This is a genomic window from Streptosporangium subroseum, from assembly GCF_900188345.1.
Classification (GTDB): domain Bacteria; phylum Actinomycetota; class Actinomycetes; order Streptosporangiales; family Streptosporangiaceae; genus Streptosporangium; species Streptosporangium subroseum.
This window is the reverse complement of the sequence record NZ_FZOD01000071.1, coordinates 1-13,157: the sequence shown is the minus strand read 5'-3', so window position 1 is coordinate 13,157 and position 13,157 is coordinate 1. Positions and strand designations below refer to the sequence as shown.

Below are 13,157 nucleotides of genomic sequence, written 5' to 3'. Positions count from 1 at the left end.
TGACATCCACGGGTGGTCACGGTGATTTCCATCACGACGATCTTCCAAACCCGCCTACCGGCCATTGATCCCCCGAGGTGATTCCGTCCGCGTCGGGAATCCCGTTCACCTTGAGGATCTTGCTCGCCCCGAGGCGCTCCCCCCACCCTGGGAATCCCGCCCGCCCCAAGGCGACCCCGCCCATCCTGGGAATCCCGCCCGCCCCGAAGCGATCCCCCCGCCTTGAGGCGATCCTGCCCATCCCGGGCAGCCCGAAGATTCCGTCCACCCCGGTTGGTCCGGGGCATTCGGAGGGAGCGGCCTGCTTCAGATCTGCGTCCGGTGGAAGTTCAGGTAGGAACGGCTCGGCGTCGGCCCCCGCTGCCCCTGGTAGCGCGAGCCGTACTTCTCGGAACCGTACGGATACTCGGCGGGCGAGCTGAGCCTGAACATGCAGAGCTGCCCGATCTTCATACCGGGCCAGAGCTTGATCGGCAGCGTCGCCGCGTTGGAGAGCTCGAGTGTCACATGCCCGCTGAACCCCGGGTCGATGAAGCCGGCCGTGGAGTGGGTGAGCAGGCCGAGCCTGCCCAGCGAGCTCTTCCCCTCCAGCCGCGAGGCGATGTCATCGGGGAGGCTGATGACCTCGTAGGTGCTGGCCAGGACGAACTCCCCCGGATGCAGGATGAACGGCTCGTCCTTCTCCGGCTCGACCAACCGCGTGAGATCAGGCTGCTCGATCGCCGGATCGATGTGCGGGTATCGATGGTTCTCGAAGACCCTGAAGTAACGGTCCAGACGGATATCGATGCTGGACGGTTGGACCATCTCCGGTTGAAAGGGGTCGATTCCGACCCTCCCGGATTCGATCTCAGCAACGATGTCACGATCGGAAAGCAGCACGTGGAGCAACCTACCAACGCCACGCCTTCAAAGCCGCCTTCTCGACCAGGCCACCGACCTTCAGCCCCGTGGACGACGATGGTCACACTTTCCGCTACAGTAGTCTCGCGACATGCTCGCTGCGGGTGTAGTTCAATGGCAGAACATCAGCTTCCCAAGCTGACAGCGCGGGTTCGATTCCCGTCACCCGCTCCAAACGAAAAGGCCCAGGTCACGGATAACTTCCGGAGCCGGGCCTTAATCGTTTCCCAGACTGTTCGATCTTCTCGGGCCATTAGCGGGCCATTAGCTCCGTGATCACCCTGTGGGCATCTCATCGGCGTCGCCGTCGTTCCGCTTCATCAGCTGCCTGTCGATCGCGTCCGTGATCGTCTTGTCCGCACCCCGTACGGCATGCTGATAGATCATCGCCGCGCGTACGTTGTCATGTCCCATCCGGGCCATCAGGTCCTTGAGGCCCGCGCCGGACTCTGCGGCGAGCATGTTGCCCGTGTGCCGGAGATCATGGAAGTGGAGACCGGGAAGACCCATCTCCTTGACCACATCCACCCACCGTGTGCGGGTATTGAAGCCACTCCGCCGCAGCGGCCCGCCCTTCGCACCGGGGAACAACAACGCGCCCGGCTCGTTCTGAACATAGGTGGCGATGTGCTCGCGCAGCGCCGAAACGATGTCTTTGGGAATGCCGACCACCCGCCGACCGGCTTTGGACTTGAGCGGACCAAGGACCAGACCGCCAGTCGAGCGTTCAACGTAGGCCACTCGGATACGCACTGTTCCCGCGTCAAGGTCGACGTCCGTACGGCGCAGCGCACTCACCTCACCCCATCGCAGGCTGGCGAAGGTGGCCAGAAGCACCAGGGCGCGGAAACGCCGGTCATGGGTGCAGTCGGCCCGCCCATCCGTACCCATCTTCCACAGCGCCCTTTCGGCGTCGGCACGACCAGTGAAGACCTCGGGATGGGTGCGCATCTCGCCGTACCGCTGAAAGCGCAGCCGATAGGCGTTGTCCTTGAGCTTGCGGACGTTGCCGACTGGACGACGGCCCACGAGGTCGGCCAGCTCGAAGACCTGGTCCACGGTGAGCACCGGACGCTCCTGGGCGTGCTCGTCGCCGGCCCCGCGGATCCGGCACGGGTTGCGCGAGATGATGTGATCCTCTTCAACCGCCGTCATCAGCACGGCCCGCAGCAGGCGATACGCCTTGGCCGCCACGCTGACCGAGACCCCATTGCCGAGCAGGTCGGCCCGCCACTGCCGAATCATCGCGGTGGAAATCTTCCCGACTGCGGTGTTGCCGAGATACGGGGCGATGTGTTTCTTAAGGAGCCAGCGATAGAGATCGACCGTGCGCGGCCGGAGGCCGGGACGCTGGGAGATCCACGTCTCGGCATAGTCCTTGAACTTGGCCTTGCCGCGTTCCGGGTCCGTCCACTCGCCCCGGATGATCTGTGCTTCGATCAACAACAGCGCCCGCTCTGCGTCCGACTTGCGTTCATAGGTCTCGGTACCGCTGCGCATCAGCCCATCCGGACCGGGATAGCGGATCTGGTAGCGGCCGGACTCGCGCTTGCGGATGTTGCCGAACCGTCGGTGACCGTCTCTGTTGGCCATCAGGCCGCCCTCCCAGTGATGTCGGAAGCCGCCAGGGGTTCGACCGTCCCTGCGGCGACGAAAGCGAGTAATGCGGACTCCCGGATGCGGACGTGACGGCCGATCTTCACGAACTCGATCCGGCGTTCCGCGATCAGTCGGCGGATGAAGCGCTCCGAGGTGTGGAGCAGTGCGGCGGCCTCATGAGCCTTGAGTAGTTCGTCCAATGGGTTCTCCTGTCAGGCGGCCAGTGACGTTGCCGAAGGGTCTGGAACAGGTTGTCCGTCCGCTCTGGCTTGGAGTTCAGCCAGTCGAGCTCGGGTGCGGTGACGGTTGGCGACACCGCGCAGCAGGCGTTTGGCCAGCGGGGTGCGCGTTGGGTCCTTGGTCGAGACCGGCCGCCAGAGGTAGCGGTGCGGGTCAGTGGCCGTCTCGTCAGGTAGGCCGAGCATGTCGAGGACCCAGGCCCGGCGGTCTTGCTTGTGCTCCCGGAGGGTCTTGTTCGACCACTTGCGCGAGACCAGGACCCGGCGTCCGGCGTAGCCGAGGTGTTCAGGCTTGTGCGCCTTGCCCTTGCACCGGCCCGGCATCATCCCGGCTTTGGCGCCCTTGGGCTGCACCCCGTAGCGCAGCCAGTTCGCACACGTCGGCGAACACGGCTCATAGCGCAGCGCCTCCACCATCCGGGCGGCATGGTCACGGCGAACACGGTCATCGGCGTCGAGGGTGTCGCCGAGGGACTTGGTCAGGTACTTGGTCAGATAGCCGACGCGCTTGTGAGCATCCGGCGACCCGGCGACGATGCCCTGAACATCGACTTGAGCACCGAAGCGCAGCACGTGCAGCGGTTCGGCCGTCTCGTCGGCGTCGAGTTGGTCGAGCGCCTCGTCCCAGGTGGCCAGCAGTTCACCGGTGGCCGGGTCGAGGTAGTCGCCGCTCTGCCCGTCTGGGTAGGCGGCCCCGTCTGCGAGGTCGGCCCGGTCGGCCCAGATGGGCAGGTGCTCACCGTCGAAGCGGACCTCATCCACAGACGGCCACCACACCTGGTGGTAGGTCGCGGCAGCGATGGCCTTGATCTCCGCGCGGGGCAGCGTCCCGCGGATCGCCATGTGCAGATGCGGCGCGAACCTCTTCTGTGGTTCGACGGTGGCGAAGTATTGGACGTCGTAGCCGGCCACCCGCCGGAGGTTTTGGACGAACCGGTCGACGAGCTTGGAGAAGTGCAGCGCGTCCCGAGCCGCCGCCGCGTAGTCGTAGGTGCTCGGATCGACCGGCACCCCCTGACCGGAGCGGATCCGGCCGTAGGAGGGCAGGGTGAGGGTGACGAACAGCGACGGCCGATACACCCTGCCATCGGCAGCGTTGAACGTGCGCCCGAGGGTGGTGTCCTGACGTGCGCGCTTGGGCAGGTCCGGGGCATCTTGGCGACGCCGGGTGGAGCGCGAGCGCTTGGGAGCCATCCGGCCGCCCAGGACGTTGCCGCGCATCCCGGAGGCGTTGATCTCGGCGTCGATGCCCGCGATCGCCTGGTCCCAGTCGGTGACCTCTTCGCCGTCGCGTTCGGCCTCATCGCGCTTGGCCTGCACATCGGCGCGGAACTCGATCAACCACTGTTGCTCTTCGGTGGAGGGGGCCGGTTCGGCGATCGGTTCGGCTTCCAGGTGCCAGCCTTCGCGGCATTGGGCCATCCGGAGTTGCCGGTTGCGCTTGGCGCACGGCGGGCACTTGGCCTCCTGGGTGGCCCCACAGGGGACGTCGAACGGTTCGCTCTGGCCGGTGTGGGTGTCCAGCCGCCGCAACTCGATGGGGCGGATGCAGACCCCGTTGAGCTTGGCGACCTCGATCGCCACATCCAGCGCCAGCGGCAGCGTGTTACGGACCAGGCGGGGCAAGGCGCGGTCGGAGGCGTCCACCGGGACATCGGCCGCAGAGATGGACGGGTGAGCAGGGGTGTCGGTCACATGACCTCCTCTGCGTTGAGCACGTCGGCGGTGAACCGGTAAGCCGAGCTGTAGGGGTCGCGGCGGAGCCGGATGTTGACCAGGTTGGAGAGCAGCAGCTCAAAGCGCGGTGGGGAGTCACTGAGGGTGCCGAGCAGCCGGAACGGAATCGCGTCGATCTCGGCGAGGGTGCCCTGAATGATGATCTTCATCAGGCCACCTCTTCCGTTAGCGGCAAGGGCAGGGTGTCTGCGGTGAAGGTGGCGACCATGGCGCGGATGTCGGCATCGGAGACGTAGCCGGCCCGGGCGCGCATCGGTTCGGGTGAGGTCTCCAGCCGGGCATAAGCGATGCCCGCGCCGAGGTCGGGCTGAGGGGAGATCAGGTCGGCCAGCGCTCCCCGATCGCGTGCGCCGTCGCCGAGGACCATGTCCACCTGTTCGGACTCATCCAGCCGTAGCGCGATCTTGTCGGGGAACAGGTTGCGGATGCTGAGCACGTCCTTGCGCGGGTCCTGGAGAGCGGCCAGCACGCCGACCCCGACCGCCCGACCCTGCGTAGTCAGCGTCGCCAAGGCGGCGGAGATACGGACCTTCAAGCCCTTGTCAGACTGGTAGGCGGTCAGGAACGCCACCTCGTCGACCACCACCAGGACGAACGGATCCTCCACGGTGGGGATGTGATTGCGCTGGACTCCAGCGAACCGGCCTGCCCTCTCCTGCATGACCTTGACCGCATCTTCCAGAAGATCGGCGCAGGCAGCCGGGTCAGCGGCGTAGTAGTCGAACAGGGCGCGGCCGAAGGACAGTTCCATCAGTTTGGGATCCAGCGCCCAGATCTGCACCAGGCCCGCCCGTACCGCAGGCAGCAGGCCCCGGATCGTGGACCAGATGATCGAGCCCTTACCCGCCCCGGTAGCGCCCGCGACCAGAACGTGGGTGCCGTGGACCTTGAGCCGCCACGGGGAGCCATCTTCACGCTTGCCGATCTCGACCGGCCCGACCGACGCCACGGCGGGGATGAGCAGAGCCGGTAAGGGGGTGGCCAGTGGATCACGCCGGGGAAAAGCCAACAACAGGCGGCCCGACCGGGCGATGGTGACCCGGCAGGAGGTCGCGCCGAACCCATGGGCCAGGTGCTCGATGCGATCGGACCAGTCCTTGACCGCTTGGCCGGTGAGCATCTTCACCGTGACCAGGTCCGCCCACGAGGTACAGGTGACCTTGACCAGATGGGGGACGTAGTCCCGGCCCTTGAGGGTGCGACCGAGGCCGGAGATGAGCATTACTGGTTGCCAGTGCCGCCGGTACACCCAGATCAGCCGCCACCAGGCCAGCAGCCGCCAGCCCAGCAGCCGGGCGAACGAGGGACGATCGACCAGCGCCCAGGCGGTGAGGCCGACGAGCACCAGGGCGATCAGGGCAACGCCCCATTGCCAGCCATGCAGCCAGGCCAGCGCGCAGGGAACCGTGACGACGGCCGAGGCGATCGGGTGGCGCCAGAGCAGCCGTACGATGCCGGCCAGCAGTCGCCAGGTGAAGATGATGATGGTGACGATGGCCGGGGTGCGCAGGACGGCCGGGCGGAAGACCACGGCGGTGTCGGGGGTGGTGGAGACGAGGTGTTGTGCCTCGTCGCCGGGCAGTTTCTTGAACATTAGGCTTGAGCCCTCTCTTGATGTGCATCTGGGGAGATGAGGGGCCGCCGGAAGTTGCACCTTCTGGCGGCCCCGCTGTATGTCAGGCCGCGATCTCGTCGGCCTGGGTGGGGGTGAACTTGCTTTCGACCGCGCGGGCGAATTGGCGGGCCTCGTGGGCGAGCTGGCGGGCGAAGGCGACGTCGGAGGCGGTGACCAGGTCGCCGGCGGTGGTGGTGACCAGGACCGAGAGCGCGCCGAAGTCGAGCGCCAGGACCGGGGTGCGGGAGGGGTAGGGGTGGTTGGTCGCGCGAGCGCCACGGCCGGTGTTCAGGCTGATGGTGCTGATGCGGTGAGTTCTGCGGCGTGCCATCAGGCGACGTCCTTTCCAGCGGTAACGGGGTTCTTGGCAGGAGCGGAAGTAGGGGTACCGGAGCCGGTACGAGGGGCGCGCATCGCGCGGACCTTGATGGAGTAGGCCAGGCGTCCGGTGCCGTTGACGTAGGGGGTGACGGTGACGTGGTCGAACTCGACCGGGGTGAAGGGCAGGCCCGGCATCGGAGCCGGAGGCACCGGCTGGATGGGGGTGAGGATCTTGACGGCGACGGTTTTCTGGCCGGGCTTGACGGTGGGGTCGGCGTCCATGACCGCGACCTGCCACATCGGCTCGCCGGTGGACTTGTCGCGGGACTGGACGAACCGGCCGTTGGTGGAGGCGTCGAAGTCCTTGACCGGCTCGACCTCGCCGACGATGTAGCAGCCGTGCGGGAAGACCATGTCGAAGGTGACGGGGATGGGTCCTTGCAGAGCCATGACGGCACTCCTCTTATCGACTGACAGGCACTTAACCTATCAAGTGCTTTGAGAATAAGAGAGCCCGCTTGATAGGTCAAGTGCCTAAGCGGGCTCCGAGGGTGAGACTGACCTAACCGATCGGATAGGCATCTTCCAGCTCATGACGATCGGCCGGAAGCAGCACCTCCACCACGACCAGGGCATGGCCGGCCGCATCACGCACCGCCGCATAGACGCCCAGCAGCGGGACGTTCTTCGGCATGCCAAGCCACTTGACCTCCTCGGTGGTGGGCATGCGCGCGGTAATCTGTTCCACGATGTGATCGAAGCGCACCCCCTTGCGGGAGCGCAGATGCTCACCCAGACCCTCGGGCAGCGGCTCGGCACTGGTCAGGTCGGTGCCCTCCGATAGCTCCAGCGGCAACCACACCGAGACGATCTCAACCGGTTCACCATCCCGGCTGACCAGACGCCGCCGCAGGAACGCCTTACTCTTCGGAGCGATGGCCAGCAGCGCGGCGATCCGATTGGGCACAGCCAGCGCCGCCGCCTCCAGCACCTCACCCGCAGAGCCGGTTTCCGGGCCGGTCAGGTACGCCTGTCCGGGGCGGGGTTGCTCCATCAAGGTCATCGCCGGGCGTCCGCGCACGAAGCGGCCCTTGCCCTGCTGGGAGTCGATCCAGCCCTGTTCACGCAGCACGCGCAGCGCGGCGACCACGGTGGGCCGGGAGACGCCGAACTCGTTGATCAGCTGGTTCTCACTGGGCAGGAGCGAGCCCGGAGGGTAGTCCCCCGACTCGATGCGCCGTTGAAGAGCCTGGACAAGCTGGGCGTACTTCGGCGGCACGGACTCTAGTGACATTACGACCGTCCATCACCCGACAGGTTGTTTTACCAAGTTAGAGCGTAACTCGGCTTCCCTCACCTGTCACGCCATGCAAGACAGGAAGGCCAGACAAGAGGAAAGCCCGGCAGACAGCGAGCGGGAAGAAGGACGCATGGATACGGGGGGCCGCATACGTCGGCTCTGCTGCCTGCCGGGAGGTGAAGAGCGTGACGAGGCAGAGGTAATGCTCCCTGGCGCCCCTCCGCGCCGGAGGACACCGCCTCGTCACGCCCGTCTATCGGCCGATGTAGTCGGCCAGGGCTTGAGCCGCACCCGCCACGTCATTCACCGGGTGCCGCTTTTCGGCCGACTGCCAGGAGAAGTCATTGCCGCCGTAGCCGACGAACACCCACAGCGGCAGCGCCGCCCCTCGACCGGTAATCATCAGCGCGCTGTCGTTGTCGCGCAGCTCAGAGCGCACGCTGAGCCGCACCAGCGCCTCCCGTAGCAGGGTCAGGGCGAGGGCATTGTCTTGCTGCTGTTGGTCGTGCAGCTGTGCTGCGGCGGCTTGCATGATCGGATTCATCTCACGTTCCCTTCGGCCCGGCCGCTTGCGAGGCAGTCGAGACATTCCTGTTCTCCATACGTCTCGGGATCACTGCCGCTCTCGCCGAGGAAAAGGGCACGGCGCGAGCTGCGCAGCTTGGTTCCACGTCCCCGACAGGTAGGGCAGGGGCGTGTCTCGCTGGTCTCGTCTGGCCGGGTCACCGTCGCCATCTCCTCGAATGTGATCCGCGCTCCCTGCGGCGGAAGGCGGGCTGACGTACCGTGGTTGCTTGATGGCAAGTCCACCGGCAAACCGAGAACGGCAGGACCCCCGAAAGGCCCCCCTCATTCCCCCCTCTTGAGCCCCCAGCCGGGAGGAAGGCCCCCAGATGCCCGACAACATCCCCAACGTCCAACTCAGAGCGTGGCGTAACGAGCACCGTCTGACGCGCGCCGAGATGGCTGACCGGATCAACTCCACCGCGACCGGCATCTCTGAGCGTCTGACGTGTGATGAAGAGCGGATCCGGCGTTGGGAGGCGGGCGAGGTCTCCTGGCCGCACACCTCCTACCGGCTTGCGCTGACGCAGTTGACTGGCTTGCAGCCCGAAGCACTGGGGTTCCGCCAGAATCGGCGCGGGCAAAGCCGCCTCATCGAGGCCACCGTGGTCCCCATGGACGCGCTCCGGGCCGAGGCCGACCTGTACGGCACCATGGAACTCGCCCAGCAACTCCAGGCATCCGACGTCGGCAACGGCACCCTTGAAGCTCTCGCCGAGGCCGTCGACCTGCTCTGCCGCGCTTACCCAGTCGTCTCGGCCGCCACGTTGCGCGACCGGACCCAGAAGCGCCTGGCTCAGATCACCCGGCTACTCTCCGGACGAATCACCCTCACCCAGCACCGCGAACTCCTCGTAATCACTGGATGGCTGACAGCTTTGCTCGGGTGCGTTCACTACGACCTGGGAGAGCGCGAGGAGGCTGAGACCGCCCGTCGCGCCGCATACGAAATGGGCCGCCAGGTTGACCACGGCGAACTCATGGGCTGGGCACACGAGATGTCCGCATGGTTCGCCCTGGTCGAAGGCCGCTACGAAGACGTCGTCACCGCCGCCCGCATGGGCCAAGCCATCGCTGGCCAATCCAGCGCCCAGGTTCAACTAACCCTGCAAGAAGCCCGCGGATTGGCCCGCATCGGAGATCGCCGAGAAGCCGACAAAGCGCTCTCCCGTGGAGCTGACATCCTCACCAAGCTCTCTATCCCCGAGAACCCCGATCACCATTTTGTATTCGATCACGCTAAGTGGATCTTCTACGCCGCCACCGCATACACGTGGCTAGAAGACAACGACCGAGCTGAAGAGCACGCATTGGAAACTATCCAGATTCACACTCGACCCGACGGCACATCCAACGCGCCCATGAGAGTTGCCGACGCTTACATAGACCTCGGCATCATCCATGCGCGCCGAGGAGACCTAGACGCCGCCGTCGAGCAAGGTATGAACGCATTCAATGTCGACCGCAAGTCTCTCACCGACTTAGTTAACCGAGCTGGAGATTTGGATCGAGTCTTCCGTCAGAGCTATCGAAGAGAGGCTCTTTCCGAGGAGTTCCACGAACGCTTTCTTATGGCCCGTCGCGCTCTAGCCACTCGGCGCCTCGATCTTCTAGATTAGCTGCTGATGGTCTGGCCAATCCTCTCCGCACATGCAAGATCGACGAAGGCCATCGGGACAATTAGACAGAGGCTATCAACTGGTACTATCCGGATTTTCCGGATTAATTAAATCAATCGACAAAAAGTTCTCTTTGCCCCTATCCGCGTTTCCACGCAATAGCGCCCGACCTGCGGCCAACATCGCATGAATCTCTCGTGCAGTAACGGGAATAGAGTGCTCATCACGGCGCCGCACAATAGATATCAAGCCCTTCTGGTACTTACCATCGAAAAATGCTCCCTGAACCAGGAATGGCTTACTCTCCTCCAGTTGCGGTGGCACAAGTATGCACAGGACCTCTCCAGTATCGGAAAGGATGCTTTCGAATTGAAGATTTGAAATTGGAGGATGAACGCGCGAATCAATGGTTTGATAATAGCGAGAAATCCTTTCTGCACTTATGGGAATAGGAGAGATGTTAATAATGAGGTCTTGGCCATCTATTTTTTTAGAGCGCATGCCTATTAGCAGCAATCCGCCATGTTCGGAGTTGGCAAACCTTGCAACGTCTTCGGCAAGTTCGCACTGCCATTCCTTGTCTCGCTTCATCTCATAGGGCGCAGATTTGACTTCAAGGAAAGCCGACTCTGGCATATTTATTAGGTTATTCATGCCGCCAAGTTTAATCATTTCAAACATGGCGCCAGGACTCGATTGCATTCTCTTTGGAAAGAAAGTGGTGCGAGCGATTTCATGGCGATGCGCTACTAGTTTTTCTAAACTTATATCCGAAGATGAGGCCATCGCATACAGGCCCCATCCTTTGACGTCTTCATCAAGGTTGCGAACAATCATCTGCTCTTCTATTCCATACATATCGATAAGCTCGTGTCCGAACTTTCGTAGACTATTAGAAAAATGATTTATCAATGATCGTGACGCCTGCCTCGCAAGAGCTGACACGCTGATAGCGAACACCACCTCGCCATTCGACGTGATGTACAGGGTTAAATCCGCATCCTCTTCCCACGCAAGTGTGGCTATGCCATCAATAAATATCGATGCAATTACGTCAACTCCGCCAATCTCATGAGATTCATTCCGCTCAGACGGATCAAGATTATCAATATAGCCCTGCACAATAAGAGCGATATCCGCCAAGGATGACGTTGACACATCGCTTAGCATTACATTGAAATCGAAGTTGTTTTTCGGGTAACTCCGACGAATCCCTGAGCCTTCGAGTTCAATTACCATGGCATAAACCCTTCCAACAGTCGATATCTGTCAGCATTATTAACCTCTACCGCGTGGAGCTGTTAATACCTAACGCTCCTTAGCTGCCGCTGAGTACCGTTGACCGTGATAGACAGATATGTCTAGTACCACGACATGGTTGACGTTGCCGTCCCATCACATGCTTGGCAGATGATCTAGGAAACGACACTTGAATGAGAGCTATCGCACGCAGGCCAGGGCTCGGTCGTCTTCGGTGAAGTCGGTTGGAGCGTTCGTCGGAGGGTGCTGCAGATGCCAGCGCACGGAGCGGGCGATGGCGGCGGCGGAATCTTCCGGCCGGAAGCCGAGTAGCTCCCGGGCTTTTTGGCTGCTCGCCAGCAGGTGCTGAGAAGTTGCTCGGGTGCTGCGCAGGTCGGCGGGTAGCGCGTCGTCGGGCACACGGACCAATTCAGCGGTGTGCCCCGCGGCAGTCATGATCAAGCGCATCCAGCCATTGATGCTGTAGGTCGTCGTCTCGGTGATGTTGAACACCTCGCCGGCGGCGGCACCTGGCCGCTCCAACGTGGCAAGCACGCTTGCGACCGCGTCATCGACGTGCAGCCGGGGCATCAAGGTGGCGCCCGGGCCCACCGGGATGCGTTTGCGTTGCGCGCGTACGCGCCGCAGCACGAATTCCTCCCGCTGCTGCGGGTCGCGGGGCCCGTAGATCATCGCCAGGCGCAGGACGGTGCCACCGCGTTCCAGATAGGCCGGCTCGACATCAAGCTTGTCGTAGTCGTCCATCTCCAGCCCCTTGCCCCGGTAGGGATAGCGACCCAGCCGGAGCGGACTGTCCTCGGTGGCCGGCACCGGCATCGGCATGCCGTCATTGGCCTGGTACAGCTCATAGGCCCGGTACACGTCCATGCTGGACAGCACGACCAGATGGACATCGGGCAGATGAGGAAGGACCGCCTCCACGTCGCGGCGGGTAAGCGCGATTGTGTCAATCACGGCATCAGGCCCGAATGCCCGCACCTGCCCGGCCACCGTTGAGAAATCGCGTCGGTCGACATGCAGATGGGTGCACGTCACGAGGTCATCCGGTTCGGTGCGTCCGCGATGGACCACCATCACCTCATCGCCTCGTTCCACCAAGGTCTCGACCAGACGACGTCCGATGAATTCTGTACCGCCAATCACCATGATCCGCATGGCGTTCAGTCGATCACGCGGTTGACCAAGCGCCAAGGCCACTTCGCTTCAGGCGAAGCCCCCGACCCAAGCAACGCATACCGCTACGGCCGATAACGGCACCTGTCAAGAATGTCCTGGGACAGAGGTGTCAAGCATCTCCCGGGACAACACACGACAGCCTTCGCCATCAACTGCCGAATTGTTCTTAGTGGGTATCAAGCGGCGGCGCGCCGCGCCGCCGTACCCGGCCCTCTGCCGCCCGCCGCCCGGGCATGCGGCCTGGAGGCCGGTCCCGGCCGGCGGCGCCCCGGGCCGTGCTCGCACCGCGCACTCGCCGTACCCAACCCACTCGCCGACCCTGCGACGCGCCGCCGGAGCCGTATCCTGCTCGAATGGACGCGGTCGCGATGCTCGAATGGCTCCTAGAACGCGATGTGAACGCCTTGCTCAGGGTGGACGCGGGCCGTGGGGGCGTTCGGCCGTGGACCTTCCACGCAAGCCGCGGATCCCTAGATGTGGCCTTCCCCTTCTATCGTGGAGATCTGACCTAAGGAGAAGGTTGGGTCGTGGGAGAGACCAGACGCAGGTTCGATCCGGAGTTCCGGGCGGGCGCGGTGCGCATCGTGCGGGAGACAGGAAAATCGATCGCGCAGATCGCCAAGGATCTGGGCATCAATGCGGGCACGCTGGCCAACTGGGTGCAGATGGACCGGCTGGCCCGCGAGCAGAACGCCGACAGCGGGGAACTGGCCGGATCCGAGCGGGAAGAGCTCGCCAGGTTGCGCAAGCAGCGGGCGGAGTGGGCCAAGGAGCGCGCCGAGCTGGAGATGGAGCGTGATGTCCTCAAACGCTCCGTGGTCTTG

General features: G+C 63.8%; 14 protein-coding genes and 1 tRNA gene. 3 read left to right on the top strand and 12 right to left on the bottom strand.

Annotated features, from left to right (window positions below; all coding sequences use genetic code 11):
- Nucleotides 1–306: 306 nt before the first annotated feature.
- Nucleotides 307–882 carry a dCTP deaminase gene (gene dcd / locus CHC08_RS40250; protein ID WP_089212649.1) on the bottom strand — a complete coding sequence of 192 codons (576 nt, stop codon included), beginning with the start codon at nucleotides 880–882 and terminating at the stop codon, nucleotides 307–309.
- Between the two features lie 121 nt (nucleotides 883–1,003).
- Between dcd and CHC08_RS40245 the strand changes: the two genes are divergently transcribed.
- Nucleotides 1,004–1,077, top strand: a tRNA-Gly gene (locus CHC08_RS40245).
- A gap of 102 nt (nucleotides 1,078–1,179) precedes the next feature.
- Here CHC08_RS40245 and CHC08_RS40240 read toward each other — a convergent pair.
- From CHC08_RS40240 to CHC08_RS40200, 9 genes are all read right to left on the bottom strand, one after another.
- A complete protein-coding gene (locus CHC08_RS40240; RefSeq protein WP_089212648.1) occupies nucleotides 1,180–2,496 on the bottom strand; it encodes a tyrosine-type recombinase/integrase in 1,317 nt (438 codons plus the stop codon).
- The gene (locus tag CHC08_RS40235; protein WP_089212647.1) at nucleotides 2,496–2,702 is read right to left on the bottom strand and encodes a helix-turn-helix domain-containing protein; all 207 of its coding nucleotides are present in this window, start codon (nucleotides 2,700–2,702) and stop codon (nucleotides 2,496–2,498) included. The genes CHC08_RS40240 and CHC08_RS40235 overlap by 1 nt, the downstream gene beginning before the upstream one ends.
- 12 nt (nucleotides 2,703–2,714) lie before the next feature.
- A complete protein-coding gene (locus tag CHC08_RS40230; RefSeq protein ID WP_338055728.1) occupies nucleotides 2,715–4,436 on the bottom strand; it encodes a replication initiator in 1,722 nt (573 codons plus the stop codon).
- Entirely contained in the window at nucleotides 4,433–4,627 is a 195-nt protein-coding gene (locus CHC08_RS40225; RefSeq protein WP_089212646.1) for a hypothetical protein, read from the bottom strand. Before CHC08_RS40225 ends, CHC08_RS40230 begins: the two co-directional genes overlap by 4 nt.
- Nucleotides 4,627–6,072, bottom strand: coding sequence for an FtsK/SpoIIIE domain-containing protein (locus CHC08_RS40220; protein ID WP_089212645.1), 1,446 nt, complete (start codon nucleotides 6,070–6,072; stop codon nucleotides 4,627–4,629). Before CHC08_RS40220 ends, CHC08_RS40225 begins: the two co-directional genes overlap by 1 nt.
- An 82-nt stretch (nucleotides 6,073–6,154) precedes the next feature.
- Nucleotides 6,155–6,424 (bottom strand): hypothetical protein, encoded by a 270-nt coding sequence (locus CHC08_RS40215; RefSeq protein ID WP_089212644.1) that lies wholly within the window; start codon nucleotides 6,422–6,424, stop codon nucleotides 6,155–6,157.
- Nucleotides 6,424–6,864, bottom strand: a complete 441-nt coding sequence (locus tag CHC08_RS40210; RefSeq protein WP_089212643.1) for a plasmid replication, integration and excision activator — start codon at nucleotides 6,862–6,864, stop codon at nucleotides 6,424–6,426. Before CHC08_RS40210 ends, CHC08_RS40215 begins: the two co-directional genes overlap by 1 nt.
- A gap of 112 nt (nucleotides 6,865–6,976) precedes the next feature.
- Nucleotides 6,977–7,693, bottom strand: a complete 717-nt coding sequence (locus CHC08_RS40205; RefSeq protein WP_218825720.1) for a GntR family transcriptional regulator — start codon at nucleotides 7,691–7,693, stop codon at nucleotides 6,977–6,979.
- A gap of 274 nt (nucleotides 7,694–7,967) precedes the next feature.
- On the bottom strand, nucleotides 7,968–8,258 hold the full coding sequence (locus tag CHC08_RS40200; RefSeq protein ID WP_089212641.1) for a hypothetical protein: 291 nt from the start codon (nucleotides 8,256–8,258) through the stop codon (nucleotides 7,968–7,970).
- A 349-nt stretch (nucleotides 8,259–8,607) separates the two neighbouring features.
- Between CHC08_RS40200 and CHC08_RS40195 the strand changes: the two genes are divergently transcribed.
- Nucleotides 8,608–9,897 (top strand): NsdA family TPR-like regulatory protein, encoded by a 1,290-nt coding sequence (locus CHC08_RS40195; RefSeq protein ID WP_089212640.1) that lies wholly within the window; start codon nucleotides 8,608–8,610, stop codon nucleotides 9,895–9,897.
- 75 nt (nucleotides 9,898–9,972) lie between these two features.
- On the opposite strand, the gene CHC08_RS48890 is transcribed toward CHC08_RS40195, so the two are convergent.
- On the bottom strand, nucleotides 9,973–11,136 hold the full coding sequence (locus CHC08_RS48890) for an AlbA family DNA-binding domain-containing protein (protein ID WP_143653550.1): 1,164 nt from the start codon (nucleotides 11,134–11,136) through the stop codon (nucleotides 9,973–9,975).
- 201 nt (nucleotides 11,137–11,337) lie between these two features.
- The gene (locus CHC08_RS40190) at nucleotides 11,338–12,312 is read right to left on the bottom strand and encodes an NAD-dependent epimerase/dehydratase family protein (RefSeq protein ID WP_089212639.1); all 975 of its coding nucleotides are present in this window, start codon (nucleotides 12,310–12,312) and stop codon (nucleotides 11,338–11,340) included.
- A 548-nt stretch (nucleotides 12,313–12,860) separates the two neighbouring features.
- Between CHC08_RS40190 and CHC08_RS40185 the strand changes: the two genes are divergently transcribed.
- Nucleotides 12,861–13,157: transposase (locus tag CHC08_RS40185; RefSeq protein ID WP_089212638.1), on the top strand; the 297-nt coding region annotated here is incomplete at its 3' end.

What these genes read in the sequence shown, in the direction of transcription:
- CHC08_RS40240 (WP_089212648.1), bottom strand. Translation starts at nt 2,496, where the DNA reads ATGGCCAACAGAGACGGTCACCGACGGTTCGGCAACATCCGCAAGCGC.
- CHC08_RS40225 (WP_089212646.1), bottom strand. Translation starts at nt 4,627, where the DNA reads ATGAAGATCATCATTCAGGGCACCCTCGCCGAGATCGACGCGATTCCG.
- CHC08_RS40220 (WP_089212645.1), bottom strand. Translation starts at nt 6,072, where the DNA reads ATGTTCAAGAAACTGCCCGGCGACGAGGCACAACACCTCGTCTCCACC.
- CHC08_RS40215 (WP_089212644.1), bottom strand. Translation starts at nt 6,424, where the DNA reads ATGGCACGCCGCAGAACTCACCGCATCAGCACCATCAGCCTGAACACC.
- CHC08_RS40210 (WP_089212643.1), bottom strand. Translation starts at nt 6,864, where the DNA reads ATGGCTCTGCAAGGACCCATCCCCGTCACCTTCGACATGGTCTTCCCG.
- CHC08_RS40200 (WP_089212641.1), bottom strand. Translation starts at nt 8,258, where the DNA reads ATGAATCCGATCATGCAAGCCGCCGCAGCACAGCTGCACGACCAACAG.
- CHC08_RS40195 (WP_089212640.1), top strand. Translation starts at nt 8,608, where the DNA reads ATGCCCGACAACATCCCCAACGTCCAACTCAGAGCGTGGCGTAACGAG.
- CHC08_RS48890 (WP_143653550.1), bottom strand. Translation starts at nt 11,136, where the DNA reads ATGGTAATTGAACTCGAAGGCTCAGGGATTCGTCGGAGTTACCCGAAA.
- CHC08_RS40190 (WP_089212639.1), bottom strand. Translation starts at nt 12,312, where the DNA reads ATGCGGATCATGGTGATTGGCGGTACAGAATTCATCGGACGTCGTCTG.